Origin of the sequence: Streptomyces sp. NPDC047853 (genome assembly GCF_043204535.1) — a bacterium.
Classification (GTDB): Bacteria; Actinomycetota; Actinomycetes; order Streptomycetales; family Streptomycetaceae; genus Streptomyces.
The window spans coordinates 23551-48664 of the sequence record NZ_JBIDCI010000018.1; the positions used below are offsets into that span (position 1 = coordinate 23551).

26 protein-coding genes are annotated in these 25114 nt (G+C 73.0%); 15 read left to right on the forward strand and 11 right to left on the reverse strand.

The features are described 5' to 3' along the window. Positions 1-3: 3 nt before the first annotated feature. On the reverse strand, positions 4-723 hold the full coding sequence (gene fabG, locus ACGF5T_RS28245) for a 3-oxoacyl-[acyl-carrier-protein] reductase (protein WP_356607639.1): 720 nt from the start codon (positions 721-723) through the stop codon (positions 4-6). Between the two features lie 290 nt (positions 724-1013). On the opposite strand from fabG, the gene ACGF5T_RS28250 reads away from it, so the two are divergent. From ACGF5T_RS28250 to tyrS, 3 genes are read left to right on the forward strand one after another with little or no spacing between them, the layout of a single operon-like run. After that, the gene (locus ACGF5T_RS28250; RefSeq protein ID WP_356607641.1) at positions 1014-2537 is read left to right on the forward strand and encodes a TldD/PmbA family protein; all 1524 of its coding nucleotides are present in this window, start codon (positions 1014-1016) and stop codon (positions 2535-2537) included. Further along, the gene (locus ACGF5T_RS28255; protein ID WP_366766282.1) at positions 2534-3928 is read left to right on the forward strand and encodes a metallopeptidase TldD-related protein; all 1395 of its coding nucleotides are present in this window, start codon (positions 2534-2536) and stop codon (positions 3926-3928) included. The genes ACGF5T_RS28250 and ACGF5T_RS28255 overlap by 4 nt, the downstream gene beginning before the upstream one ends. A 43-nt stretch (positions 3929-3971) precedes the next feature. After that, positions 3972-5240, forward strand: a complete 1269-nt coding sequence (gene tyrS, locus ACGF5T_RS28260) for a tyrosine--tRNA ligase (protein ID WP_356607645.1) — start codon at positions 3972-3974, stop codon at positions 5238-5240. 95 nt (positions 5241-5335) lie between these two features. Here the strand turns inward: tyrS and ACGF5T_RS28265 are convergent, their stop codons facing one another. Beyond that, positions 5336-5617: a GlsB/YeaQ/YmgE family stress response membrane protein gene (locus ACGF5T_RS28265; protein WP_356607647.1), complete on the reverse strand. Its 282-nt coding sequence runs from the start codon at positions 5615-5617 to the stop codon at positions 5336-5338. A 260-nt stretch (positions 5618-5877) separates the two neighbouring features. Between ACGF5T_RS28265 and ACGF5T_RS28270 the strand changes: the two genes are divergently transcribed. Both ACGF5T_RS28270 and ACGF5T_RS28275 read left to right on the forward strand, forming a co-directional pair. Further along, positions 5878-6276 carry a DUF3099 domain-containing protein gene (locus ACGF5T_RS28270; RefSeq protein WP_361016216.1) on the forward strand — a complete coding sequence of 133 codons (399 nt, stop codon included), beginning with the start codon at positions 5878-5880 and terminating at the stop codon, positions 6274-6276. Positions 6277-6488: 212 nt separating this feature from the next. Further along, entirely contained in the window at positions 6489-6716 is a 228-nt protein-coding gene (locus ACGF5T_RS28275) for a hypothetical protein (protein WP_356607651.1), read from the forward strand. Between the two features lie 46 nt (positions 6717-6762). Here ACGF5T_RS28275 and moaA read toward each other — a convergent pair whose 3' ends face one another. The 3 genes from moaA to ACGF5T_RS28290 form a co-directional block, all read right to left on the reverse strand. Then, positions 6763-7752 (reverse strand): GTP 3',8-cyclase MoaA, encoded by a 990-nt coding sequence (moaA, locus tag ACGF5T_RS28280; RefSeq protein WP_356607653.1) that lies wholly within the window; start codon positions 7750-7752, stop codon positions 6763-6765. Positions 7753-7930: 178 nt separating this feature from the next. Then, positions 7931-9565, reverse strand: coding sequence for a cation acetate symporter (locus ACGF5T_RS28285; protein ID WP_361016213.1), 1635 nt, complete (start codon positions 9563-9565; stop codon positions 7931-7933). Continuing rightward, positions 9562-9918 carry a DUF485 domain-containing protein gene (locus ACGF5T_RS28290; protein ID WP_356607657.1) on the reverse strand — a complete coding sequence of 119 codons (357 nt, stop codon included), beginning with the start codon at positions 9916-9918 and terminating at the stop codon, positions 9562-9564. The genes ACGF5T_RS28285 and ACGF5T_RS28290 overlap by 4 nt, the downstream gene beginning before the upstream one ends. Before the next feature lie 263 nt (positions 9919-10181). On the opposite strand from ACGF5T_RS28290, the gene ACGF5T_RS28295 reads away from it, so the two are divergent. From ACGF5T_RS28295 to ACGF5T_RS28335, 9 genes are all read left to right on the forward strand, one after another. After that, on the forward strand, positions 10182-11756 hold the full coding sequence (locus ACGF5T_RS28295) for a S8 family serine peptidase (protein ID WP_361016211.1): 1575 nt from the start codon (positions 10182-10184) through the stop codon (positions 11754-11756). 52 nt (positions 11757-11808) lie between these two features. Further along, complete coding sequence (locus ACGF5T_RS28300; protein ID WP_356607661.1) at positions 11809-13329, forward strand: S8 family serine peptidase; 1521 nt, start codon at positions 11809-11811, stop codon at positions 13327-13329. Positions 13330-13484: 155 nt separating this feature from the next. Then, positions 13485-14981, forward strand: coding sequence for a CoA transferase (locus ACGF5T_RS28305; RefSeq protein ID WP_392889618.1), 1497 nt, complete (start codon positions 13485-13487; stop codon positions 14979-14981). Positions 14982-15111: 130 nt separating this feature from the next. Further along, positions 15112-16119, forward strand: a complete 1008-nt coding sequence (locus ACGF5T_RS28310) for a CopD family protein (protein WP_366766279.1) — start codon at positions 15112-15114, stop codon at positions 16117-16119. Between the two features lie 181 nt (positions 16120-16300). Then, a complete protein-coding gene (locus ACGF5T_RS28315; RefSeq protein ID WP_356607665.1) occupies positions 16301-17287 on the forward strand; it encodes a DEDDh family exonuclease in 987 nt (328 codons plus the stop codon). Between the two features lie 95 nt (positions 17288-17382). Further along, the gene (locus tag ACGF5T_RS28320) at positions 17383-17616 is read left to right on the forward strand and encodes a hypothetical protein (protein WP_071528763.1); all 234 of its coding nucleotides are present in this window, start codon (positions 17383-17385) and stop codon (positions 17614-17616) included. A 68-nt stretch (positions 17617-17684) separates the two neighbouring features. Continuing rightward, on the forward strand, positions 17685-18476 hold the full coding sequence (locus ACGF5T_RS28325; protein WP_361016203.1) for an SURF1 family protein: 792 nt from the start codon (positions 17685-17687) through the stop codon (positions 18474-18476). 63 nt (positions 18477-18539) lie between these two features. After that, positions 18540-20327 (forward strand): glycoside hydrolase family 15 protein, encoded by a 1788-nt coding sequence (locus ACGF5T_RS28330; RefSeq protein ID WP_356607669.1) that lies wholly within the window; start codon positions 18540-18542, stop codon positions 20325-20327. Positions 20328-20331: 4 nt separating this feature from the next. Then, on the forward strand, positions 20332-21087 hold the full coding sequence (locus ACGF5T_RS28335; protein WP_356607671.1) for an SDR family oxidoreductase: 756 nt from the start codon (positions 20332-20334) through the stop codon (positions 21085-21087). Positions 21088-21123: 36 nt separating this feature from the next. Here the strand turns inward: ACGF5T_RS28335 and amaP are convergent, their stop codons facing one another. Genes amaP through ACGF5T_RS28360 form a run of 5 tightly spaced genes read right to left on the reverse strand, consistent with a single transcriptional unit; the run spans position 21124 to position 23449 of the window. Beyond that, complete coding sequence (amaP, locus tag ACGF5T_RS28340) at positions 21124-21711, reverse strand: alkaline shock response membrane anchor protein AmaP (protein WP_366766278.1); 588 nt, start codon at positions 21709-21711, stop codon at positions 21124-21126. After that, complete coding sequence (locus tag ACGF5T_RS28345; RefSeq protein ID WP_356607675.1) at positions 21708-22373, reverse strand: DUF6286 domain-containing protein; 666 nt, start codon at positions 22371-22373, stop codon at positions 21708-21710. Before ACGF5T_RS28345 ends, amaP begins: the two co-directional genes overlap by 4 nt. Next, positions 22370-22753: a hypothetical protein gene (locus tag ACGF5T_RS28350; protein ID WP_356607677.1), complete on the reverse strand. Its 384-nt coding sequence runs from the start codon at positions 22751-22753 to the stop codon at positions 22370-22372. The genes ACGF5T_RS28345 and ACGF5T_RS28350 overlap by 4 nt, the downstream gene beginning before the upstream one ends. Further along, positions 22750-22935: a hypothetical protein gene (locus ACGF5T_RS28355; RefSeq protein WP_356607679.1), complete on the reverse strand. Its 186-nt coding sequence runs from the start codon at positions 22933-22935 to the stop codon at positions 22750-22752. The genes ACGF5T_RS28350 and ACGF5T_RS28355 overlap by 4 nt, the downstream gene beginning before the upstream one ends. A gap of 31 nt (positions 22936-22966) precedes the next feature. After that, entirely contained in the window at positions 22967-23449 is a 483-nt protein-coding gene (locus tag ACGF5T_RS28360; RefSeq protein WP_366766277.1) for an Asp23/Gls24 family envelope stress response protein, read from the reverse strand. An 88-nt stretch (positions 23450-23537) separates the two neighbouring features. Between ACGF5T_RS28360 and ACGF5T_RS28365 the strand changes: the two genes are divergently transcribed. After that, positions 23538-24269, forward strand: coding sequence for a nucleopolyhedrovirus P10 family protein (locus tag ACGF5T_RS28365; RefSeq protein WP_366766276.1), 732 nt, complete (start codon positions 23538-23540; stop codon positions 24267-24269). Between the two features lie 17 nt (positions 24270-24286). Here the strand turns inward: ACGF5T_RS28365 and ACGF5T_RS28370 are convergent, their stop codons facing one another. Beyond that, positions 24287-25090, reverse strand: a complete 804-nt coding sequence (locus ACGF5T_RS28370) for an enoyl-CoA hydratase/isomerase family protein (protein WP_366766275.1) — start codon at positions 25088-25090, stop codon at positions 24287-24289. Positions 25091-25114 lie beyond the last annotated feature (24 nt).

Here is a 25114-nt window from a genome sequence, read left to right on the forward strand (position 1 = left end):
TGATCAGTGACCCATTCCCAGTCCGCCGTCAACGGGAATGACGGCTCCAGTGATGTACGAGGCGTCGTCCGAGGTGAGGAACCGCACCGTCGCGGCGATCTCCTCCGGCTGCGCGTACCGGCCGAGCGGCACCTGCGACACGATGCCGGCCCGCTGCTCGTCGGTGAGCACCTTGGTCATGTCGGTGTCGACGAAGCCCGGCGCGACGACGTTGAAGGTGATGTTGCGGGACCCCAGCTCGCGGGCGAGGGAGCGGGCGAAGCCGACGAGGGCCGCCTTGGACGCGGCGTAGTTCGCCTGGCCCGCGGAACCGAGGAGGGCGACCACCGAGGAGACCAGGACGACGCGGCCCTTCTTGGCGCGCAGCATGCCGCGGTTGGCGCGCTTGACGACCCGGAAGGTGCCGGTGAGGTTGGTGTCGACGACGGAGGTGAAGTCCTCCTCGGACATGCGCATGAGGAGCTGGTCCTTGGTGACGCCGGCGTTGGCGACCAGCACCTCGACGGGACCGTGCGCGTCCTCGATCTCCTTGTAGGCCCGCTCCACCTGCTCGCTGTCGGTGATGTCGCACTTGACGGCGAGGCAGCCCCGTTCGGTCAGGGCCTCCGGCGGCTCACCCGAGCGGTACGTGATCGCGACCTTGTCACCGGCGTCGGCGAATGCGCGGGCGATGGCGAGGCCGATGCCCCGGTTGCCTCCGGTGACGAGAACCGAGCGGCTCAACGGATCACCCTTTCCATAGCGTTCTGGTACCCGCCCGAGAACACCCGGTCGACGGGCGGCGATGACAGGCGGCTTCCTCGAAAACCTATCGGTCCGCCCCTGTCCGCAGAGAATCGGGCACCCACAGTGGCTCAGGGGGCTGACTGTCGGGTCCCTACAGAAAGGGCGCCGCGGTCGGCGTCCCGCCCGCCGCGAAAGGTGTGGTCCCCGTCCGCCCTCACGCGACATGATGCGGCGCAGTCCCCGGTGTCGCGGCAGACGACCGGTCACGTCGACAGAAAGAGACGCAGGTGCCTCATAGCATCGACGAAGCCTTCACGGCACTCCCCCTACGCGCCCTCGCCGACGCCGCCCTGGCACGCGCGCGTGCCCTCGGCGCCGAGCACGCGGACTTCCGGCTGGAGCGGGTGCGCAGCGCCTCCCGGCGCCTGCGGGACGCCAGGCCCGCCGGGTCCTCGGACACCACCGACCTCGGGTACGCGGTGCGCGTGGTGCACGGCGGTACGTGGGGCTTCGCGTCCGGTGTGGACCTGACGATGGACGCCGCCGCCAAGGTCGCCTCGCAGGCGGTGGCGATGGCGAAGCTGTCCGCGCGGGTGATCCGGGCCGCCGGGTCGGACGAGCGCGTGGAGCTCGCCGACGAGCCCGTGCACGCCGACCGGACGTGGATCTCGTCGTACGGGATCGATCCGTTCACCGTGCCCGACACGGAGAAGGCGGCCCTGCTGGCCGACTGGAGCGCCCGGCTGCTGGCGGCCGACGGGGTGGACCACGTGGACGCCTCGCTGCTCACCGTGCACGAGAACAAGTTCTACGCCGACACCGCCGGGACCGTGACCACCCAGCAGCGGGTGCGGCTGCACCCGGTGCTCACGGCCGTGTCGGTGGACGACTCCAGCGGCGAGTTCGACTCCATGCGCACGCTGGCGCCGCCCGCGGGGCGCGGCTGGGAGTACCTGACCGGCACCGGCTGGGACTGGGACGCCGAGCTGGCCGAGATCCCCGAGCTGCTGGCCCAGAAGATGCGCGCGCCGAGCGTCGAGGCGGGGCTGTACGACCTGGTCGTGGACCCGTCGAACCTGTGGCTGACCATCCACGAGTCGATCGGCCACGCCACCGAGCTGGACCGCGCCCTCGGCTACGAGGCCGCCTACGCCGGCACCTCCTTCGCCACCTTCGACCAGCTCGGGAAGTTGCGCTACGGCTCGGAGCTGATGAACGTCACCGGTGACCGCACCGCCGAGCACGGGCTCGCGACCATCGGGTACGACGACGAGGGCGTCGAGGGACAGTCCTGGGACCTGGTGAAGGACGGCACGCTGGTCGGCTACCAGCTCGACCGGCGGATCGCGAAGCTCACCGGCTTCGAGCGGTCCAACGGGTGCGCCTACGCCGACTCCCCCGCCCATGTGCCGGTGCAGCGCATGGCCAACGTGTCGCTGCGGCCGGATCCCGGAGGGCTGTCGACGGAGGACCTGATCGGTGGCGTGGACCGCGGGATCTACGTCGTCGGCGACCGGTCCTGGTCCATCGACATGCAGCGCTACAACTTCCAGTTCACCGGTCAGCGCTTCTTCCGGATCGAGAACGGGCGGCTCGCCGGTCAGCTGCGGGACGTGGCCTACCAGGCGACGACCACCGACTTCTGGGGGTCCATGGCGGCCGTCGGCGGCCCGCAGACCTACGTCCTGGGCGGTGCCTTCAACTGCGGCAAGGCCCAGCCGGGCCAGGTCGCGGCGGTCTCCCACGGCTGCCCGTCCGCGCTCTTCAAGGGAGTCAACATCCTCAACACCACGCAGGAGGCGGGTCGATGAGCGCGCGCACGAACAAGCCGCACGAGATCGTCGAGCGGGCGCTGGAACTGTCCCGGGCGGACGGCTGTGTCGTCATCGCCGACGAGGAGTCCACGGCCAACCTGCGCTGGGCGGGCAACGCGCTCACCACCAACGGCGTCACGCGCGGGCGCACGCTCACCGTGGTCGCCACCGTCGACGGCCGGGAGGGTTCGGCCACCGGGGTCGTGTCGCGGTCGGCCGTGACGGTGGACGAGCTGGAGCCCCTGGTGCGCGCCGCCGAGGCGGCCGCGCGCGGCGCCGGGCCGGCCGAGGACGCGCAGCCGCTGGTCACGGACGTGCCCGCCTCGCCCGACTTCACCGACGCGCCCGCGGAGACCTCGTCGGCCGTGTTCGCCGACTTCGCGCCGGCCCTCGGGGAGGCGTTCGCCCGCGCGCGCGGGGGCGGCCGGGAGCTGTACGGCTTCGCCAACCACGAGCTGACGTCGACCTACCTGGGCACGTCGACCGGGCTGCGGCTGCGGCACGACCAGCCGAACGGGACGCTGGAGGTCAACGCCAAGTCGCCGGACCGCACCCGGTCGGCGTGGGCGGGGCGTGCCACGCGGGACTTCAAGGACGTCGACCCGGCGGCGCTCGACGCCGACCTGGCCGTACGGCTCGGGTGGGCCGAGCGGCGCGTGGAGCTGCCCGCTGGGCGGTACGAGACGCTGCTGCCGCCGACCGCGGTCGCGGACCTGCTGATCTACCAGTACTGGTCGGCCTCGGGGCGGGACGCGGCCGAGGGGCGCACGGTGTTCTCGAAGCCGGGGGGCGGCACGCGCGTCGGCGATCGGCTGGGCGAGCTGCCGCTGACCCTGCGCAGCGACCCGCACGAGCCCGGGCTGGAGTGCGCCCCCTTCGTGGTCGCCCACTCCTCGGGCGGCGACCAGTCGGTGTTCGACAACGGACTGCCGGCCGGGGCCACCGACTGGATCCGTGCGGGCGAGCTGAACCGGCTGACGACCACCCGGCACAGCGCCGGGCTGACCGGGCTGCCGGTGGCGCCGGGGCTCGGCAACCTCATCCTGGACGGGGGCTCCGAACGCTCCCTGGAGGAGATGGTCGCCGGCACCCGACGCGGCCTGCTGCTCACCTGCCTCTGGTACATCCGCGAGGTCGACCCGGCGACGCTGCTGCTGACCGGGCTGACCCGGGACGGCGTCTACCTCGTGGAGGACGGCGAGGTCGTCGGCGAGGTGAACAACTTCCGGTTCAACGAGTCGCCGGTGTCCCTGCTGGGCCGGGCCACGGAGGCCGGGCGCACGGAGAAGACGCTGCCCAGGGAGTGGGGAGACTGGTTCACCAGGGCGGCGATGCCCGCGCTGCGGGTGCCGGACTTCAATATGAGCTCTGTCAGCCAGGGCGTATAACCTCGTACCCGCACACGAGACCATTCGAGGAGACACGAGAACCGTGACGGACATCGTCGACGAGCTGAAGTGGCGTGGGCTGTTCGCCCAGTCCACCGATGAGGATGCTTTGCGCAAGGCGCTCGCGGACGGTCCCGTCACGTTCTATTGCGGTTTCGACCCGACCGCGCCCTCCCTGCACGTGGGGCACCTGGTGCAGGTGCTCACCGTGCGCCGGCTCCAGCAGGCCGGTCACCGGCCGCTGGCGCTGGTCGGCGGGGCCACCGGCCAGATCGGCGACCCGCGGCCGACCGCGGAGCGCACGCTGAACTCGCCGGAGACCGTCGCGGGCTGGGTGGAGCGGCTGCGCGGCCAGATCGAGCCGTTCCTGTCCTTCGAGGGTGAGAACGCGGCCGTGATGGTCAACAACCTCGACTGGACCGAGGGGCTCTCCGCCATCGAGTTCCTGCGGGACATCGGCAAGCACTTCCGGGTCAACAAGATGCTGACCAAGGACTCCGTCGCCCGGCGTCTGGAGTCCTCCGAGGGCATCAGCTACACGGAGTTCAGCTACCAGCTGCTCCAGGCGATGGACTTCCTCCAGCTCTACCGCAGGTACGGCTGCACGATGCAGCAGGGCGGCAGCGACCAGTGGGGCAACCTCACGGCCGGCCTGGACCTGCTGCACCGGCTGGAGCCGGACGCCACCGCCCACGCCTACGCCACGCCGCTGATGACGAAGGCGGACGGCACCAAGTTCGGCAAGACCGAGGGCGGCGCGGTCTGGCTGGACCCGGAGATGACGACGCCGTACGCGTTCTACCAGTTCTGGCTGAACGTGGACGACCGGGACATCTCGACGTACCTGCGCATCCTGTCCTTCCGTTCCCGCGAGGAGCTGGAGGAGCTGGAGCGGCAGACCGAGGAGCGTCCGCAGGCCCGGGCCGCGCAGCGGGCGCTGGCCGAGGAGCTGACGACGCTGGTGCACGGCGCCGACCAGACGGCCGCCGTGATCGCCGCCTCCAAGGCCCTCTTCGGCCAGGGCGACCTCGCGGAGCTGGACGACCGGACGCTGGCCGCGGCCCTCTCCGAGGTGCCGCACGTCAAGGTCACCGAGCTGGGCCCGGTCGTCGACCTGTTCGCGGAGGTCGGCCTGGTCGCCAGCAAGTCCGCCGCGCGCCGCACGGTGAAGGAGGGCGGCGCCTACGTGAACAACGCCAAGGTCGTCGGCGAGGACGCCGTCCCCGCCGCGGAGGACCTGCTGCACGGACGCTGGCTGGTGCTGCGCCGCGGCAAGAAGAACCTGGCCGCGGTGGAGCTGACGGGCGCCTGAGCCCGTGGGGAGGGGCGGCTCCCGGCGCCACGTGGCTGCCGGGTGCCGCCCTTCGTCGTACGTCCCCGCGGGGGGCGTGCGCCCCGCGCGGACCGTCAGGCCCGTTCGCGCCGCTTGTTGCCCCGGATCGCCATGTAGGCCGCGTCACCGACGGCGACGATGATGATCGCGGCCACCAGCTGGAAGATGTGCCGCCACCAGTCGATGCCCGAGGTCGCGTCCACACCGGCCGCCCGGGCGATCGCGTTGCCGGCGATGGCGCCGAGCATGCCGAAGATGGTGGTCAGCCACAGAGGGCTGTGCTGCTTTCCGGGAATGATCGCCTTGGCGATCAGACCCAGCACGAATCCGACGATGATCGCCCACAACCAGCCCATGACTGCCTCCTCATACGGCTCAACGCGAGCATTAGCGCCAGTCTTCGGTCGTACCGCGATCGGCGCATGCCGGGTACGGCCGAACGGGGGACGCGGCCGCGCGTGCCGTGCGGGCCGTGGGAGCCGGACGGGGGTGCCCCGGTCTCGTGGTCGGCGCAGGTGCGGCGTAACGTGGAGAGTCGTCCGGGACCGGTGTCCCCGAGCGGCCGCGGACGTCAGCGGGGCGGGTTCAGTCCGATGCGGGCGGATGGTGGAACGAGATGCGGAAGCAGAGTGCCGGCGGCAGTGCCGAGGTGTTCCGGATCACCGGGGCCCGGACGGGCCTCCAGGAGGACGTGCGCGGAAGACAGCGCCGCTACATCATCTCGATGTCCGTCCGTACGGTGTCGGTGGTCCTCGCGGCCTGCCTGTGGAACGTGGAGCGGCACGTCGCGATCGTGGCCCTGGTCCTCGGCCTGGTCCTGCCGTACATCGCCGTCGTGATCGCGAACGCGGGGCGCGAGAACGCGCCATCGTTGCCGTCGACGTTCGTGACGGTGCAGACCCCGCCGATGATCATGCCGCCCCGGGACGAGGACGGCCCGGCGGCCTCCGGACCGGAGGACGCCCTGTCCGATCCGGCGTCGGGCCCAGCCGGTGAGTCGCGCCACCGAGCGTGATCGCCGAGCGGGCCTCGGGCGGGGGCGTCGGTTCCGCGCCAGCCTCAAGAAGAGCTCTGATGAATCGTGTTGTTCCGGTGCCGGGCCATGGGTGACCCATGACATACTTCGTGTGCGCTCCGCATCCCCCGTCGGAGCGACGGACCGACGCCGGGCAGCTCCCCCCGTGGCTGCTCGGCGTCGCCTTTTGTGCGTACCTGTGAGACGAAACTGTGAGTGACGAGACCACCCCGATCTGCTCCGCCAAGGGCTGCCGCACCCCCGCCGTGTGGGTGCTCGCGTGGAACAACCCGAAGATCCACACGCCCGAGCGGCGCAAGACGTGGATCGCCTGCGACGAGCACCGGGAGCACCTGTCCCAGTTCCTCGGGGTGCGGGGCTTCCTGAAGGACGTGGTCCCGCTGGCCGAGTGGGAGGCTCCGGCGGACTCCCAGGGGTGACCCGGCAGGCTCCGGCCGACCCCCGGGGACGCCCGCGGCGGCGTGCTCAGCCCCCGATGGCCGACATGGGCCGGTCGGGCTGCACGAACGTCGGGTCGTCGAGGCCCGCGCCGGCCTTCTTCCCCCACATGGCCAGTCGCCAGATGCGGGCGATCTCCTCGTCGGGGGCGTCCGAACGCAGGGCGGCGCGCAGGTCGGTCTCCTCCCGGGCGAAGAGGCAGGTGCGCACCTGGCCGTCGGCGGTCAGGCGGGTGCGGTCGCAGGCCGAGCAGAACGGGCGGGTCACGGAGGCGATGACACCGACGCGGTGCGGGCCGCCGTCCACCAGCCAGCGCTCGGCGGGGGCCGAGCCCCGCTCCTCGGAGCCCTCGGCGGTCAGCTCGAACCGGGTGCGCAGGGAGGCCAGGATGTCACCGGCGGTGACCATGCCGTCGCGCTTCCAGCCGTGCTGGGCGTCCAGCGGCATCTGCTCGATGAACCGCAGCTCGTAGTCGTGCTCGACGGCCCAGGCCAGCAGGTCGGGGGCCTCGTCGGCATTGAGGCCGGGCATCAGGACGCTGTTGACCTTCACCGGGGTGAGTCCGGCGTCCCGGGCGGCCTCCAGCCCCTCCAGGACGTCCTTGTGGCGGTCGCGGCGGGTGAGGGTCTTGAAGACGTCCGGACGCAGGGTGTCCAGCGAGACGTTGACCCGGTCCAGGCCGGCCGCCTTCAGGGCGGTCGCCGTGCGCCTCAGACCGATGCCGTTGGTGGTGAGGGACATCTGGGGGCGCGGCTCCAGGGCGGCGACGCGCTCGACGATGCCGACCAGGCCGGGGCGCAGCAGGGGCTCCCCGCCGGTGAACCGGACCTCCTCGATACCGAGGGAGGTGACGGCGATGTCGATGAGGCGGACGATCTCGTCGTCCGTGAGCAGGTCGGGCTTGGCCAGCCACTGGAGGCCCTCTTCGGGCATGCAGTAGGTGCAGCGCAGGTTGCAGCGGTCGGTGAGCGAGACCCTCAGGTCGGTGGCCACTCGGCCGTAGGTGTCGATGAGCACGTGGGCCCCCTCCCTCGACGCGGATCGGCGGAGCACTTCTCTCCTCCGACACCTGCGAGCCTACGACACCGGTCCGACATCGACAGCGGCCCGATCCCACGACGTGCGGCGCGGCCGCGTCGTAGGGATCTACGAGCGGCCGCGTCGCCGGGTGTCCGGAGTTTCGTCCGTACGGGGCTCAGTGGGCTCCGGTGCCGGTCAGGGACCGGACCTCCAGTTCCGCGTACTTCGCCTCGTCGGGCTTCTCCTTCGACAGGACCGTGCCGAGGAAGCCCATGAGGAAGCCGAACGGGATGGAGATGATGCCCGGGTTCTTCAGCGGGAACCAGGCGAAGTCGACGTCCGGGAACATCGCCTTCGGGTCGCCGGAGACCACGGGCGAGAACAGCACCAGGCCGACGGCGACGATCAGACCGCCGTAGATCGACCACAGCGCGCCCTGGGTGGTGAAGCGCTTCCAGAAGAGGCTGTAGAGGATGGTCGGCAGGTTGGCGGAGGCGGCGACCGCGAAGGCGAGGGCGACCAGGCCGGCCACGTTCAGGTCGCGGGCGAGGGCGCCGAGCGCGATGGAGACGATGCCGATGAAGACGGTCGCCCAGCGGGCGGCCCGCATCTCCTCCTTCTCGGTGGCCTCGCCCCGGCGGATGACGTTGGCGTAGATGTCGTGCGCGAAGGACGAGGACGAGGCGAGGGTGAGGCCGGCGACCACGGCGAGGATGGTCGCGAAGGCCACCGCCGAGATCGTGGCGAGCAGGATCGCGCCCCAGGTCGAGTCGACGCCGCCCACGTGCAGGGCGAGCAGCGGCGCGGCCGTGTTGCCGGACGGGTTGGACTCGGTGATCTCCTTGGGCCCGACGAGCGCGGCGGCGCCGAAGCCGAGCGCGATGGTCATCAGGTAGAAGGCGCCGATGATGCCGATCGCCCAGTTCACGGACTTACGGGCGGCCTTGGCGTTGGGCACGGTGTAGAAGCGGATCAGGATGTGCGGCAGGCCGGCGGTGCCGAGCACCAGGGCGATGCCCAGGGAGATGAAGTCCAGCTTGGTCGTGCCGCTCGCGCCGTACTGGAGGCCGGGCTCCAGGAAGGCGGCGCCGTGGCCGCTCTTCTCGGCGGCGGTGCCGAGCAGGTCGGAGATGTTGAAGTCGAACTTCAGCAGCACCAGGAAGGTGATCAGGAGGGTGCCGCCGATCAGCAGGACGGCCTTGACCATCTGGACCCAGGTGGTGCCCTTCATGCCGCCGATGGAGACGTAGACGATCATCAGGATGCCGACGAGGGCGACGATGAGGATCTTGCCCGCGTCGGAGGTGATGCCGAGCAGCAGCGAGACGAGGACGCCCGCGCCCGCCATCTGGGCCAGCAGGTAGAAGATCGAGACGACGATCGTGGAGGTGCCGGCGGCGGTGCGCACGGGGCGCTGGCGCATGCGGTAGGCGAGGACGTCGCCCATGGTGTAGCGGCCGGAGTTCCTCAGCGGCTCGGCCACCAGGAGCAGGGCGACCAGCCAGGCGACCAGGAAGCCGATGGAGTAGAGGAAGCCGTCGTAGCCGAAGAGGGCGATGGCGCCGGCGATGCCGAGGAAGGACGCGGCGGACATGTAGTCGCCGGAGACGGCGAGCCCGTTCTGGAAGGCGCTGAACTGGCGGCCGCCCGCGTAGAAGTCGGCGGCGTCCTTGGTCTGCCGGCCCGCCCACACGGTGATGCCGAGCGTCGCGAGGACGAAGACCGCGAAGAGGGTGATGATGAGCGGCCGGTGCTCGCTGGCCTCGTTGGCGGCGAGTTCGGCGGCGAAGACGGTCTGTGCGGGGCTCATGCGCCGCCCTCCATCCGGGTCTTGATGGCCTCGGCCTTGGGGTCGAGCTTCGCGGCGGCGTGCCGCGAGTACCACCAGGCGATGAGGAACGTGGTGAGGAACTGGGCGAGGCCGAAGACGAAGGCGACGTTGATGTTGCCGAAGAGTTCGGTGCCCATGAAGCCGCCGGCGTAGTTCGACAGCAGCACGTAGAGCAGGTACCAGGCCACGAAGGCGATGGTCAGCGGGAAGGCGAAGGAGCGGAAGGAGCGGCGCAGTTCGGCGAACTCGGCGCTCTGCTGCACCTCGGAGAACTCCTCGGCGGAGGGAAGTGGGCGTTCCTCTTTCGAGGGGGGCGGTGCGTCGGTGGCCACGGAGTCTCCTCGTACGACGGACATGACGGCTGGACCTCGGTTTCTCGCGGGGGCCTGGACGTGCTCGGGCTCCCTGTCCAACGACACGGTGCGTCGCCGGGACCGGTTCAACACGCGGGGCACTTTCCGAAGTCACCGGCGGTGGGTCATTGCTGGCCAGCGGGTGCGGGAGATAGCTTCGCCCTGCACCACTCCGTCATGTACCTGCCCGAGCACCACCTGTGACTCGGGCCGGTTTCGTTTCAGGATGATGTGGAGACCCCATGGCTCATCTGCCCACGCCGCCCTCCTCGCGGTCCCCGCGTTCCAGACGGCGGCTCGCTCTCGCCGTACCGGTCGTGCTCTCGCTCACCGCGTCGCTCGGTTTCCTGCCGGCGGCCGCCTCGGCCGCCCCGCGCGCGGAGGCCGCCGCCGACGCGGCGCCGGCCGCCCGGGCCGCGGACGCGCCCCGGCTGGCCTACGTCGTCAACACGAGGACGGACCACCGCACGATAGCGTCGGTGAAGCGGGCGATAGCCGAGGCCGACGGCAGTGTCGTGGCCACCTACCAGAAGATCGGCGTGATCGTCGTCCACTCGGCGAACCCGGACTTCGGCGCGGAGATACGCACGGCGCGCGGTGTGCAGTCGGCGGGCGCGACCCGCACGGCGCCGCTGACCGCCGCCGGGAGCACGGACCAGGGCGCCGCCGAGCCGCTCTCCGCGGAGCAGGCCGCGCGGACCGCGAAGGCCTCGAAGGCGGCGGGCGCGAGCGAGCCGCTGGAAGCGGACCAGTGGGACCTGCGCGCGATAGGCGCCGACCAGGCCGCGAAGATCAACCCGGGCAGCTCCAAGGTCACCGTCGCCGTGATCGACACCGGCGTCGACGACACCCACCCCGACCTCGCCCCGAACTTCTCCGCCGCCCAGTCGGCCAACTGCGTCGGCGGCAAGGCGGACACCAGCGAGGGCGCCTGGCGGCCGTACACCGCCGAGGACTACCACGGCACCCATGTGGCCGGTGAGATAGCCGCCGCCCGCAACGGCATCGGTGTCGCCGGTGTCGCGCCGGGCGTGAAGGTGTCGAGCATCAAGGTGAGCGACCCGGACAACGGCCTGTTCTACCCGGAGAACGTGGTGTGCGCGTTCGTGTTCGCCGCCGACCACGGCGTGGAGATCACGAACAACAGCTACTACGTGGACCCCTGGCTCTACAACTGCATGGACGACCCGGACCAGCGCGCGATCGTCGACGCGGTCAACCGGGCCCAGCTCTACGCCCAGCGCAAGGGCACCCTGCACCTCGCCTCGGCCGGCAACTCCAACCACGACCTGGACTCCGACGCGATCGTCGACGACTCCAGCCCGGACGACTCCACGCCGGTGACGCGGACGATCGACCCGCACGAGTGCTTCGACGTGCCGACCCAGCTGCCGGGCATCGTCACGGTCAGCGCGACGGGCGTCGACGAGGACAAGTCGTACTACTCCTCGTACGGCAAGGGCGTCGTCGACGTCGCGGCGCCGGGCGGTGACGGGCGCTACCAGATCCCGGACACGCCGTCGAAGAACGGCCGCATCCTGTCGACCATGCCGAACAACGAGTACGCCTGGCTCCAGGGCACCTCGATGGCCTCGCCGCACGCCGCGGGCGTCGCCGCGCTGCTGAAGTCGAAGTACCGGCACGCCTCCCCGGCCGCGCTCCAGGCGCTGCTGAAGGCCCAGGCGGACAACCCGGGCTGCCCCGCCTCCTACGACCAGGACGGCGACGGCGACCAGGACGCCACCTGCGAGGGCGGCCGGCGGGTCAACGGCTTCTACGGCTTCGGCATCGTGAACGCGCTGCGCGCGGTGAAGTGACCGGCCCCGACCGCTGCTTCAGCCCTTCCGGAACGAACTGGAGACATCGCACATGACAGCGCACCACCCGCGTCACCGCCGCGCCCTGGTGATCCCGGCCGGCCTGGCCGTGGCCGCGTCCCTCGCCGTCCTGCCGGCCGTCCCGGCCGGCGCGGCCGAGGCCGCTCCCCCGGCTCCGGCCGACGCGTCGTCCTCGCTCAGCTACGTCGTCAACGTCGGCCCCGGGCACGGCCCCTCGGCCCAGGTGAAGAAGGCGATAGCCAAGGCCGGCGGCACGATCGTGACGTCGTACGACCGGATCGGCGTCGTCGTCGTCCACTCCGCGAACCCCGACTTCGCCAAGAGCGTGCGCAAGGTGCGCGGCGTGCAGTCGGCCGGGGCCACCCGCACCGCTCCGCTGCCCTCGGCCGCCACCACCGACGTGGGCACCCCGAAGGTGCTCAGCGGCCGGGAGGTCGCCGCCGCGGAGGCCGCCGAGGGCCAGGACCCGCTGGAGGGCCTCCAGTGGGACCTGCCGGCCATCAAGGCGGACCAGGCGCACAAGAAGTCGCTGGGCAGCGAGAAGGTGACCGTCGCGGTGATCGACACCGGCGTGGACGACACCCACCCGGACATCGCCCCGAACTTCGACCGGGACGCCTCGGTCAACTGCGTCTCGGGCAAGCCGGACACCACCGACGGCGCCTGGCGGCCGAGCGCGGCGGAGAGCCCGCACGGCACGCACGTGGCCGGTGAGATCGCCGCCGCCAAGAACGGCGTCGGCATGACCGGCGTGGCGCCCGGGGTGAAGGTCTCGGGCATCAAGGTGTCCAACCCGGACGGCTTCTTCTACACCGAGGCCGTGGTCTGCGGCTTCATGTGGGCGGCCGAGCACGGCGTGGACGTGACCAACAACAGCTACTACACCGACCCGTGGTACTTCAACTGCAAGGACGACCCGGACCAGAAGGCGCTCGTCGAGGCCGTCACCCGGGCCTCGCGGTACGCGGAGAAGAAGGGCGCGGTCAACGTCGCCGCGGCGGGCAACGAGAACTACGACCTCTCCGCCGATGAGATCACCGACCCGTCCTCGCCGAACGACACGACGCCGGGCGACCGGGTGGTGGACCCGTCCGAGTGCCTGGACATCCCGACCCAGCTGCCGGGTGTCGTCACGGTCGCGTCGACCGGTGCGAAGGGCCTGAAGTCGTCCTTCTCCAACCACGGCCTGGGCGTCATCGACATCGCCGCGCCGGGCGGTGACTCGACGGCCTACCAGACCCCGGCGCCGCCCGCCACCAGCGGGCTGATCCTGGGCACGCTGCCCGGCGGCAAGTGGGGCTACATGGCCGGTACGTCGATGGCGTCGCCGCACGTCGCGGGCGTCGCCGCGCTCATCAAGTCGACGCACCCGTACGCCTCCCCGGCGCTCGTCAAGGCCCTGCTGTACGCCCAGGCCGACGCCACGCCGTGCACCAAGCCGTACGACATCGACGGTGACGGCAAGGTCGACGCGGTGTGCGAGGGCTCGAAGAACCGCAACGGCTTCTACGGCTGGGGCATGGCCGACGCGCTGGACGCGGTGAGCTGGTGACCGTCGCCTGAGCGGTGACGACGCGCGCGTGAAGCGGGCCGGGGCAGCATCCCGGCCCGCTTCGTGCGTGGGAGGGAGGGTGGGGGGCGAGGGAATGTGAAAGGCATGGCAGGCATGGCAGGCACGGCGGGCGTGGTGGCAGGCGGACGGGCGGGATGGACGGGGTGATCGTGACGGGAAGCGTCGACATCAGGCACGTGTGGTCCGCGCTCGGGGGTGATCCCGCCCTGGTGAGCGCGGTGTCCCAGGTGGTACGCCCCGGGGTGCTCGACGCGCGGCTTCCGGTGCGGGACCTCGCCCGGGCGTGCGTCGGCGCGTGCGCGCTGGCCGCGGCCGAACTGGCGGCGCGGCGCGCGGGCCGGGCCGAGGTGCCCGGCGTGCGGGTGGACGACGGCGCCGTCGCCGCGGCCTTCACCAGCGAGCGGCACCTGCGGGTCGACGGGCGCGAGCCGGTGGCGTTCGCGCCGCTGTCCCGGCTGTGGCGGACGGCCGACGGGTGGGTGCGCACCCACGCCAACTATCCGCACCACCGGCAACGGCTTCTGGCCGCGCTGGGCGCGCCGGGGGACGTGGACGCCCTGGAGGCGATGCTGGCCGGGCGGTCCGCCACCGAGGTGGAGGAGAGCGTGTACGCGGCCGGCGGGCTGGCCGTCGCGCTGCGCACGCCGGAGCAGTGGGCGGCGTCCGCACAGGCCGCGGCGGTGGCCCGGCGGCCGCTGGTGGAGCGAGGACGGCTGGACGCGTCACCCGCGCGGGTGTTCACGTCGCCGGCCCCCCGGTCCGCCGGCCCGCCGGGCCTCCTCGTCCCTCCGCTGCTGCCCGCCGCGGGGCTGCGCGTCCTCGACCTGACCCGCGTCCTCGCGGGACCGGTCGCCACCCGCACGCTGGCGCTGCTCGGTGCCGACGTGCTGCGCGTGGATCCGCCGGGGATGCCGGAGCTGACGGACCAGCACGCGGACACGGGCTTCGGGAAGCGGTCCGCGACCCTGGACCTGACGCGCCATCAGGAGGAGTTCGAGGAGCTGCTCCGCACGGCCGACGTGGTCGTCACCGGGTACCGGCCGGGCGCGCTGGACCGGTTCGGGCTGTCCCCCGAGGCGTTGGCGGCCCGCCGGCCGGGACTGGTGGTGGCGCGGTTGTCGGCGTGGGGGGAGTACGGGCCGTGGGCCGGCCGGCGCGGCTTCGACAGCCTGGTGCAGGTCGCCACCGGGATCGCCGTGATCGAGGGCGCGGCCGGGCGGCCGGGCGCGCTGCCCGCGCAGGCCCTCGACCACGGCACCGGGTACCTGCTGGCGGCCGGGGTGCTGCGGGCGCTGACCGAGCAGTCGTACGAGGGCGGCGGCCGGTTCGTGCGGGTGACGCTGGCCCGGACCGCGGCCTGGCTGACGGGCGGTCTCCGGCCGGCCGACGGGGACGGCACGGGAGGACCTGACGACGCCGACGGACACGGCGACGCGGGCGGGGCCCGGAAGGCGGGCGGAACCGGCGTGGGGCCGGCGGCGTACCCGGGGCCCGATCCCTGGCTCGCCGAGCGGGACAGCGGGCTGGGGCGGCTGCGCTACGCCCTGCCGCCGGTCTCGTTCAGGGGCGGGCCGACCGACTGGGCGCGGCCACCGGGACCGTGGGGCGCGGACACCGCGCGGTGGACGTGACGCGGCACCCGCCCGCCCCCGGCCCTCCCGAACCGTACGGCCACCGCGTACGTCTTCCGGTGCGAGCACCGGGCCGCCCGGGGACCTCCGGAACTTGCCCGAATCCGGAGGAGCTGGTGAAGATCTCGAGGTGACCTTGATGAGACCCCCGTCCCGGGCCGCCGAGACCGGCCGGCACGCACGGCCCTCCGGCACCGGCCGGACGGCGGCCGTGCTCGTGCTGGTGGTGCTGGGCGCGTCGATACCCGCCCTCGGCCCGGCCCCCGCCCTGCACGGCACCGGGGAGGCGGAGGCTCCCGGGGCCGGCGGCATAGCCCTGCTGCGCACGGTGCTCTTCGCCGCGCTGAGCGTCCCGCTCGGTGAGCTCTTCGTGAACCGGCTGGCCCGTTCACTCCCCGGCGCTCCCCCGCAACGCCCCCGCAGCCTGGCCCCGTACGCCGCCGCCGCCGGTTTCGTCGCCGCGCTGGGCCTGGCGTCGGTCGTGGCCACCGGCAACCTGGTGCCGGGCAGTGCCGCCGACATCGACGTCGGCGGCCTCTACGCGTCCCGTGACGGCAAGCTCGCGCTCCTGGAGGTCAACGCGTTCCTCGCGGCCGGCCTCCTCGCCGGCTCGCGTCGACCGGGGCTCCAGGTCTGGCCGCCGGCCGCGGTGGTCGTCGCGGAGGCGCTGCGCGCGCACCCCACCACCGAGCACGCGCCGCTGGTCGGATCGGGCCTGACCCTCGTCCATCTGACGTGCGCGTCCCTGTGGGTGGGCGGTCTCCTGTACGCGCTGCGGACCCTGCGGATCTGGCGGGGCGCCGAGGCGGGACCGGCGCTGCTGGGTCTCTACGCGCGCGTGGCGGCCGTCCTGCTCGCGGCCATCACGGCGACGGGGGTGTGCAGTTCGCTGCGGCGCATGCCGCCGGGCACGATCGCGGACCAGTTGACGGACACGGCGTACGGGCGGGTCCTGCTCGCCAAGGTGGTCCTCGTGGCCGCCGTCGCCACCCTCGCGCTGTGGGCCAGGGTCCGGTTGAGCCGCGCGCCCGACCCGCTGGACGCCTGCGCCCCCGCGCGCGCGGAGGTCGTCGCGCTGGGCGTGGTGGTCGCGGTGTCAGGGCTTCTGACGGCCCTTCCGGTGCCGATCAGGTGGTGAAGTCGGCGCCCGTGACCGAGCGCGCGCACGAGTGACGCACGGCCGCACGGCGCGTGTGCTCCGTCACACCGTCGCGAACCGCGTTCCGTGGGTCGGAAGTTGACGGAGGGACCGTTTCGCCGGGTGCCGCGGAGCCCCTGCGGGACCTGAGTGTCGGTCGCGGCCCGTATCCTCATGAACCATGCTCGAAGACCGTACGGCCGCAGCGCCGTCCGCCACCGTGTGGCCGGCCGCGTATCCGCAGGGGTACGCGGTCGTCGACGTGGAGACCACCGGCCTGGCCCGCGACGACCGCATCATCTCCGCGGCCGTCTACCGACTGGACGCCCGCGGTGAGGTCGAGGACCACTGGTACACGCTGGTCGACCCCCAGCGCGACCCGGGCCCGGTGTGGATACACGGACTGACGAGCGAGGCGCTGCGGGGGGCGCCGCTCTTCCCGGACGTCGCCGAGGAGTTCGCGGCCCGGCTCGACGGACGGGTGCTGGTCGCGCACAACGCCGTCTTCGACTGGCAGATGATCGCCCGCGAGTACGCGCGCGCGAAGCGCGAGGCCCCGGTGCGTCAGCGGCTGTGCACCATCGCGCTCGCCAAGGCGCTGGACCTGCCGCTGCCCAACCACAAGCTGGAGTCGCTGGCCGCCCACTTCGGCGTCGTGCAGCAGCGCGCGCACCACGCGCTCGACGACGCCCGGGTGCTGGCGGAGGCGTTCCGGCCGAGCCTGCTCGCGGCGGCGGCGGGCGGCGTACGGCTGCCGCTGCTGGAGTGCCGGCCGCTGACCGAGTGGTCGGACCGGCCCGCGCCCAGGATCGGACAGCAGGCCGGTTACGGCGGCTACCGGCAGAGCAGTTGGCGCCCCTCCCGCAAAAGGCCCGCATGCCCCTATCCCAACCCGGGCCGGTACGAAGAGGGCAAAAGGCTCAAGCAGGGCATGCGGGTCGCCTTCTCGGGTGACACCTCCGTGGAGCGGGACCTGCTGGAGGACCGCGCGACGGAGGCCGGACTGCACGTCGCCGGCAGCCTGTCCCGGCTGACCAGCCTGCTGGTCACCAACGACCCGGACTCGGGCACCTCCAAGGTGGTCAAGGCCCGCCAGTACGGCACGCCGGTGGTGGACGAGGCGGCGTTCGGGCAGCTGCTCGCCGACGTGGAGCCCGCGGACGCCTGAGGTCTCGCGCGCACGCGACGTACGGACGGGTGATTCCGGGCGACTCGCCCGGCGCCCGCTCGCCCGCGTCGCGGCGACGGCTCACCCTGTGGCCCATGGCGACATGTGAAGTCTGCGGCAACAACTACGGAATGACCTTCGAGGTCCACGCCCAGGGAGCGGTGCACGTCTTCGACTGCTTCTCCTGCGCGATCCACCGGATGGCCCCCATCTGCGAGCACTGCCGGGTGCAGATCATCGGCCAGGGCGTCGAGGTCGAGGGGCACTGGTACTGCGGCGCCCACTGCGCCCGCGCCGAGGGAAGGGCGGGGATCGTCGACAAGGTCTAGCCGGCCGGCGGCGGCCCGAGACCGTACCCGCCGCATCGCACCCCACGACCGAGTTGTACCGTCGTGGGGTGTACCGCTTCCTGTTGTCCCGCCAGTGGGTGATCCTCACGCTGGTCGCCGTGCTGCTCATCCCCACGATGATCTGGCTGGGTTTCTGGCAGATGGGCCGCTACGAGGAGCGCACCGCCCGGAACGACCTGGTCGCGCGGGCCCTCGACGCGGCCCCCGTGCCCGCCCGGTCGCTGACCGCTCCCGGTAAGCAGATCACCACGGACGAGCGGTACCGCACCGTCACCGCGAAGGGCCGCTTCGACACCGACCACGAGGTCGTCGTCCGGCGCCGCACCGACTCCGACGACAACATCGGCTACCACGTGCTGACCCCGTTCACGCTGAACGACGGCGAGGTCCTCCTGGTCAACCGGGGCTGGATCCCCGCGGACAGCGCGAGCCAGACCGAGTTCCCCGAGGTCCCGGCCCCGCCCCGGGGAGAGATCACCGTCACCGGGCGGCTGATGCCAGACGAGACGACCGAGGCCAGCGGCATCAAGGACCTCGCGGGCCTGCCGGACCGGCAGATCATGCTCATCAACAGCGAGCAGCAGGCGGAGCGCCTGGGCGCCCCGGTGCTCGGCGGGTACGTCGTCCTCCTCGAACCGGCCCCGGAGGGCGACACCCCGGAGCGGATCGGCAGGCCCGGCAACGAGGACGCCGCGCTGAACTTCGCGTACGCGATCCAGTGGTGGCTGTTCGCCGCGGCCGTCCCGGTCGGCTGGTGGTTCCTGGTCCGGCGCGAGCAGCGCGACCGGGCGAGCGCCGAGGACGAGGAACCGGCGCGGGCCGAGCCGGCGGCGGTGTAGCGGCCCGCCGAGAGGGCACCGGCGGAGCCGATTGCTCCGCCCCTGGTCGGGAAGACGGCAACCGTGCACCCCACCATCGAGGACTACGCGCTCATCGGCGACCAGCAGACCGCTGCCCTCATCGGCACGGACGGCTCCGTGGACTGGCTGTGCCTGCCCCGTTTCGACTCCGCGGCATGCTTCGCCAAACTCCTCGGCGACGAGGACAACGGCCATTGGCGCATCGCCCCCAAGGGCGCCGAACGCTGCACGCGGCGCGCCTACCGGCCGGACACCCTGGTCCTGGACACCGAGTGGGAGACCGAGAGCGGCTCGGTACGGGTCACCGACTTCATGCCCCAGCGCGACCGCGCCCCGGACCTGGTGCGCGTCGTGGAGGGGCTGAGCGGCGAGGTCACCCTGCACAGCGTGCTGCGGCTGCGCTTCGACTACGGCTCGGTCGTCCCGTGGGTGCGCAGGTCCGACGGGCACCGGGTGGCCGTCGCCGGACCGGACTCGGCGTGGCTGCGCAGCGAGCCGGAGGTGCGCAGTTGGGGCGAGGACTTCGGGACGCACGCCGAGTTCACCGTCGCCGCGGGCGAGAAGGTCGCCTTCGTCCTCACCTGGCACCCCTCGCACGAGCCCCGTCCGCCGCTGATCGACCCGTTCGTCGCTCTGGAGCACAGCGTCGAGGACTGGCGGGCCTGGGCCGCGCACTGCCGCTACGACGGGCCGTACCGGGACGCCGTCGTGCGCTCCCTGATCACCCTGAAGGCGCTGACCTACAAGCCCACCGGCGGGATCGTCGCGGCGCCGACCACCTCGCTGCCCGAGGAACCGGGCGGGGTGCGCAACTGGGACTACCGGTTCTGCTGGCTGCGCGACTCCACCCTCACCCTGGGCGCCCTGCTGTCGGCCGGCTATCTGGAGGAGGCCGAGGCCTGGCGCGACTGGCTGCTGCGCGCCGTCGCGGGCAACCCCGCCGACCTGCAGATCATGTACGGCCTCGCGGGCGAGCGGCGGCTGCCCGAGTTCGAGCTGCCGTGGCTGCCGGGCTTCGCCGGGTCCGCCCCGGTACGCATAGGCAACGACGCGGTCAACCAGCTCCAGCTCGACGTGTACGGCGAGGTCATGGACTCGCTGTCGCTGGCCCGACTGTCGGGCATGCACCCCCAGCCGCAGATGTGGGAGCTGCAGTGCGCCCTGATGGACTTCCTCGCCACGGCCTGGCGGGAACCCGACGAGGGGCTGTGGGAGGTGCGCGGCGGGCGCCGCCAGTTCGTGCACTCGAAGGTGATGACGTGGGTGGCCCTGGACCGGGCGGTGCGCACCCTGGAGGACCATCCCGAGCTGGGCGGGGGCGACCTGGAGGGCTGGCGGGCGCTGCGCGACGAGGTGCACCGGGAGGTGTGCGAGAAGGGCTACGACCCCGAGCGCAACACCTTCACCCAGTTCTACGGCTCCACGGAACTGGACGCGGCGCTGCTGCTCATCCCCCGGGTGGGCTTCCTCCCCCCGGACGACCCGCGGGTCGTCGGCACGGTCGACGCGATCGGCGCCGAGCTGACCCGGGACGGCCTGGTGCGCCGCTACAGCACCGAGGGGGACCCCGTCGACGGACTGCCGGGCGGTGAGGGGACCTTCCTGGTGTGCTCGTTCTGGTACGCGGACGCCCTGCACGCGACCGGCCGGACGAAGGAGGCCCGGAAGCTGTTCGAGCGGCTGGTGGGGCTCGTCAACGACGTCGGGCTGCTGGCCGAGGAGTACGACCCGGTCTCCGGCCACCAGCTCGGCAACTTCCCGCAGGCGTTCAGCCACATCGGCCTGGTGAACACGGCCCTCGCCCTGTTCGGGGACGAGGAGGCAGGATAGAGCCATGGATCTTGGACTGAAGGACCGGGTGTACGTCGTCACGGGAGCGACCCGGGGGCTGGGCAACGCCTCCGCGCGCGAGCTGGTCGCGGACGGGGCGAAGGTGGTCGTCACGGGGCGGGACGAGGAGGGCGTCGCGCTGGCCGCCGAGGCGCTGGGCGCGGGCGCCGTCGGGGTGGCCGCCGACAACGCCGACCCCGGGGCCGCGGAACGGCTGATCGCGACGGCCCGTGAGCGCTTCGGCCGGTTCGACGGCGTACTGATCAGTGTGGGCGGCCCGCCGCCCGGGTTCGTCGCCGACAACACGGACGACCAGTGGCAGACGGCGTTCGAATCGGTGTTCCTCGGCGCGGTCCGGCTGGCCCGCACGGCGGCGGCCGAGCTGGAGCCGGGCGGCGTCATCGGGTTCGTGCTCTCGGGCTCGGTGCACGAGCCGATCCCGGGCCTGACCATCTCCAACGGGCTGCGGCCGGGTCTGGCCGGCTTCGCCAAGTCCCTCGCCGACGAGCTGGGCCCGCGCGGCATCCGGGTCGTCGGGCTGCTGCCGGGCCGGATCGACACCGACCGGGTGCGCGAGCTGGACGGCCTGTCCGCCGACCCGGAGGCGACCAGGGCGGCGTCCGAGTCCCGCGTGCCGCTGCGCCGCTACGGCGCCCCCGAGGAGTTCGGCCGCGCGGCCGCGTTCCTCCTCTCCCCCGCGGCCTCCTACGTGACGGGCGTGATGCTGCCGGTGGACGGCGGCGTACGGCACGGCTTCTAGGGCCGCTTCGGGCGGGCGCCGGGCGGAGCGCGTGGTTCAGTTGACCCGTTCCGCCCGGTGCCTGACGCCCTGGAGGTGGACCTCCGACGGGAGGGCCCGGAGGCTCGCCGAGGTACGGGCGTGGCTCAGGGCGCGGGTCGTGAGGTCGTCCAGCGCGGTGCCGGGGTCCACGTGGGGTGCCAGCAGCAGCCGGACCCGGGTCGCCGGGGCGTCGCGGCGGCCGACGAGCCTGACCTTGGCCCGTTCGACCCCTTCCATCCGGCCCGCCTCCTCGGCGAGGGCGGCCTCCAGGGCCCGGCCCCGCAGTACGGCGCCCTCGCCGTCGCCGGTGTCGACGAGGACCTCGCCGAGCCGGCGGCGGCGCAGCACGGCCACCAGCCACCACAGGGCGAGCAGCAGCAGGACGGCCAGCACGGCGATGACGACCGGCCACCACCAGCCGGCGTCCCGCCACCGGGTCCGCTCGGCGGTGCTGAGCAGCACGTCGTGCGGCCCCTCGTGCAGCCACCAGGAGGGCGCGGTGGCGCCCAGGCCGATGGCGAGGACCGAGCCGCCGAGGGCGACCAGGACCAGACCCACCAGGCCCAGCAGGACACGGTCGACAGTCCGCAGCACCGCCCTCACCCCTTCCGTCCGGGTCGCGCCACCCGTACCGACACGGCGGGCCGCCGGGCCAGTCCCAGCCCGTCCACCGCGTCGTCGAGCACGCCGTCCAGTTCGGTCCGTACGTCGTCCAGTTCCCGGAAGTGCGACAGCGCCCGCACGCGGGCCTTGTGGCGGCGCACCCGCACCCGCGCCGACTGCACGCCGGCGACCTCCATGGCCCGGTCCCGCAGCACCGTGGCGGCGGCGTCCCGGTGGAGCCCCGCTCGTACGTCCGGATGGGTGCGCCGCATCGGCAGCACCTCGCGCCGTCCGGGGGTGAGGGCCAGCAGGAGCAGCCACAGCCCCAGCGCCGCGGCGACTCCCGCGCCGACCAGCACCCAGGTGTCGTCCAGGGGGCGGTCGGCGAGCTGGCGGGCCAGGTCGCGGCGCCATCCGAGGGCGGACCGGCCGGTGCGCACGGCGACGACGTCGTAGAGGAAGGCGCCCGCGGCGATCAGGAGCAGCAGCGCGACGATGCCCGCGGGAATCCTGCGGGCGGACCAGAAGCGGCCGCGTGGTCCGCTCCCGGCGTCCGACGCGGACCGGGGCGGGGTTTTGTCGGGGAGTGTCTCCGATTCCGTGCCGGGCTCCGCGACCGGCATGCGCCGGGTGCTGCCGTCCGTGCCCTGGGGCTCGCTCATCGTGTCCTCGCCTGTCCCTCGCCGTACTCCGCCGCCAGGTGCAGCCTCTCCACCTGGACGGCGACCTCCGGCACCGACATGCCCACCAGGGCGCGCACCCGCTGGACGACCTGGTGACGCACCCGCCGGCAGCGGGCGCCGACGTCGCAGGGGTAGTCGAGTTCGAGGTGGACCCGGACGTGGGCGGTGTCGTGGTGGACCACGACGGTGGCGTGCGGGCGCTCCGCCTCGGGGTGCAGCGGGCCGACGGCCTCGCGCGCCGCCTGCGCGGCGACCTTGGCGACGACCCGGTCGGCGATCCGTGTGGCGCCGCGCCGGCCCGGCTCCACGACCGCCGGGGGGTCGAGGAGCTCACCGGCTCCCTCACTCACGCCGGTCACCGCCGGCGGTCGTCGCGGGTGCGGAAGAAGTCACCGAGTTCCACGTCCCCCTCCAGAAGGCGGCCGACGACGAAACCGACGGCCCCCAGGGCCGCCACCAGCACGAAGGCACCGAATCCGCCGAAGTAGCCGGCGAAGCCCAGTGCCATGCCGGCGATCATGCCGACCATGGCCATGTTCATGGTGCGCTCCCCTCAGTCCGCTCGGTCCGCGTCACTTGATCCGGGGCTCCGGCTCCTCGTCCTCCTCGTCGGGCAGCTTCACGTCGCTCACCGCGATGTTGACCTCGACGACCTCGAGGCCGGTCATCCGCTCCACCGCCGCCACCACGTTCTCTCGCACATCCCGGGCCACGTCCGAGATCGACACGCCGTACTCGACGACGATCTCGAGATCGAGGGCGGTCTGCTTCTCGCCGACCTCGGCCTTGACGCCGCGCGACACCCCCGACTTCGTCCCGCCGGGCACCCGGTCGCGCACGGCGCCGAAGGTACGGGACATCCCGCTGCCCATCGCATGCACTCCGGCGACGTCGCGTGCCGCCATCCCGGTGATCTTCTCCACCACGCCGTCGGCGATGGTGGTCCGTCCCCGCGCTCCGGGGTCTCCGCCGCCGCGCCGCGTCGTCTGGCCCCTGACCGTCCCGGCGGGGTCCGTCGCCCCCTGTGCGGTGCTGCCGCTGTCGATGTCACTCATAGCCGTACGTCCCTTTCGGTCGTAGTCCTGAAACCCACCGTAGGCGGGGTTGCGGCCCCGCGCGCCGTGGATGCGGCAGGCTGGAGGAATGACGACGGCGGACCGATGGACGCACACGGTGCGGGAGCAGTTGGGGCTCGGCAGGCTGCTGCCCCTGGGCGGCCGGGAGGACGGTGCCTGGATCGCCGAGCGGGCGGCACGCGAGGTCCTGCTGACCGCGGCCCGTCGGGTGGCGGGCGTACGGCCGGGCACGCTGCGGATCGCGGCGGCCGACCCCGGGGAGTCCGCGGAAGCGGCGGTACCGGCACCGCCGAGCGCGCTGCCGCCCGGACCGCTGCGGGTGACGGCCGACTTCGCGGCGACCGTCGGCTCCGCGAAGTCGGCCGAACCGCTGCCGGCGACGGCCGCGCGGCTGCGCGCCGCGCTGGCGGCAGCGGCGCGGGAGCTGGGTCTCGCGGTGACGGACGTGGACCTGCGGGCGACGGCCCTGCTGGACGCGGACGCGGAGCCGGAGCCGACGCAGGAGCCCGGGCCGCGGCCCCGCGCCGCCGTGGGCCGGGGGGACGGTGACGAGGGCCGTGCGGCCGACGCCGCGCTGGGGGTCCCGGGCGTGACCCGGCTGACCGCCACCCTGGGCCGTCCGGTCGACGTCACCGAGCTGCCGTCGGCGGGGGCACTGCCGCGCCGGCACGTCCGGGTGGAACTGACGGTGGGCGCGGGCCACCGGGCCGTGGAGGTCGCCCGGCAGGTCCGCACGGCGGTGTCGGACGCCCTGTCCGACCGTCCGTCGGTGGCGGTACTGGTGACGGCGGTGGACTGAGGGCGTCCGCGCCCGGGTTACTCCCCGAGGCCGGCCAGGTCGCGCAGCCGACGGGCCTGGGCGGCGCGTTCGGCGGCGCGCTGGGACTCGTAGTCCCGGTGCTGGGCGCCCTGGAGCAGCGCCTTCGTCTCGATCACCGCGTCGCGCGGCGCGGCGAGCACCGCCGACACCAGGTCGCGTACGGCGCCGTCGAGTTGGTCGGCGGGCACGGCGAGGTTGGCCAGCCCGGCGTCGACCGCCTCCTCGGCCGCGACGAAGCGGCCGGTCACGCAGATCTCCAGCGCCCGGGCATAGCCGACCAGGGACACCAGGGGGTGCGTGCCGGTCAGGTCCGGGACGAGACCGAGGCTGGTCTCGCGCATGGCGAACTGCACGTCCTGAGCGACGACCCGCAGATCGCAGGCGAGGGCCAGCTGGAAGCCCGCCCCGATGGCGTGCCCCTGCACGGCGGCGACCGACAGGATGTCGCTGCGCCGCCACCAGGTGAACGCCTCCTGGTACTCGGTGATGGTCGCGTCCAGCTCGGCGTCGCCGCCCCGTGCGAGGTCGATGAACGACGGTTCGCCGTCGAAGCCCTCGGGCGTGAACGCCTGCCGGTCGAGCCCGGCCGAGAAGGACTTGCCCTCGGCCCGCAGCACCACGACACGGACGGAGCCCGGCAGCAGCCGGCCCGCTTCGGCCAGCGCCCGCCACAGGGCGGGGCTCTGCGCGTTGCGCTTGGCCGGGTTGGTGAGCGTCACCGTGGCGATCGCGTCGTCGACGGTGAGCCGCACGCCGTCCCGGTCGAGTACGGGACCGAGGTCGTGGGCGGGCGAAGCCATGGGGCGCCTCCGAAAGATGCGGTC

Coding starts and splice junctions, on each gene's coding strand:
- ACGF5T_RS28320 (WP_071528763.1), top strand. CDS start 17,383: ATGGCGACATGTGAAGTCTGCGGCAACAACTACGGAATGACCTTCGAG.
- ACGF5T_RS28355 (WP_356607679.1), bottom strand. CDS start 22,935: ATGAACATGGCCATGGTCGGCATGATCGCCGGCATGGCACTGGGCTTC.
- ACGF5T_RS28345 (WP_356607675.1), bottom strand. CDS start 22,373: ATGAGCGAGCCCCAGGGCACGGACGGCAGCACCCGGCGCATGCCGGTC.
- ACGF5T_RS28255 (WP_366766282.1), top strand. CDS start 2,534: ATGAGCGCGCGCACGAACAAGCCGCACGAGATCGTCGAGCGGGCGCTG.
- ACGF5T_RS28300 (WP_356607661.1), top strand. CDS start 11,809: ATGACAGCGCACCACCCGCGTCACCGCCGCGCCCTGGTGATCCCGGCC.
- ACGF5T_RS28315 (WP_356607665.1), top strand. CDS start 16,301: ATGCTCGAAGACCGTACGGCCGCAGCGCCGTCCGCCACCGTGTGGCCG.
- ACGF5T_RS28295 (WP_361016211.1), top strand. CDS start 10,182: ATGGCTCATCTGCCCACGCCGCCCTCCTCGCGGTCCCCGCGTTCCAGA.
- ACGF5T_RS28265 (WP_356607647.1), bottom strand. CDS start 5,617: ATGGGCTGGTTGTGGGCGATCATCGTCGGATTCGTGCTGGGTCTGATC.
- ACGF5T_RS28370 (WP_366766275.1), bottom strand. CDS start 25,090: ATGGCTTCGCCCGCCCACGACCTCGGTCCCGTACTCGACCGGGACGGC.
- ACGF5T_RS28270 (WP_361016216.1), top strand. CDS start 5,878: ATGCGGAAGCAGAGTGCCGGCGGCAGTGCCGAGGTGTTCCGGATCACC.
- ACGF5T_RS28305 (WP_392889618.1), top strand. CDS start 13,485: ATGGACGGGGTGATCGTGACGGGAAGCGTCGACATCAGGCACGTGTGG.
- ACGF5T_RS28285 (WP_361016213.1), bottom strand. CDS start 9,565: ATGAGCCCCGCACAGACCGTCTTCGCCGCCGAACTCGCCGCCAACGAG.
- ACGF5T_RS28335 (WP_356607671.1), top strand. CDS start 20,332: ATGGATCTTGGACTGAAGGACCGGGTGTACGTCGTCACGGGAGCGACC.
- ACGF5T_RS28365 (WP_366766276.1), top strand. CDS start 23,538: ATGACGACGGCGGACCGATGGACGCACACGGTGCGGGAGCAGTTGGGG.
- ACGF5T_RS28360 (WP_366766277.1), bottom strand. CDS start 23,449: ATGAGTGACATCGACAGCGGCAGCACCGCACAGGGGGCGACGGACCCC.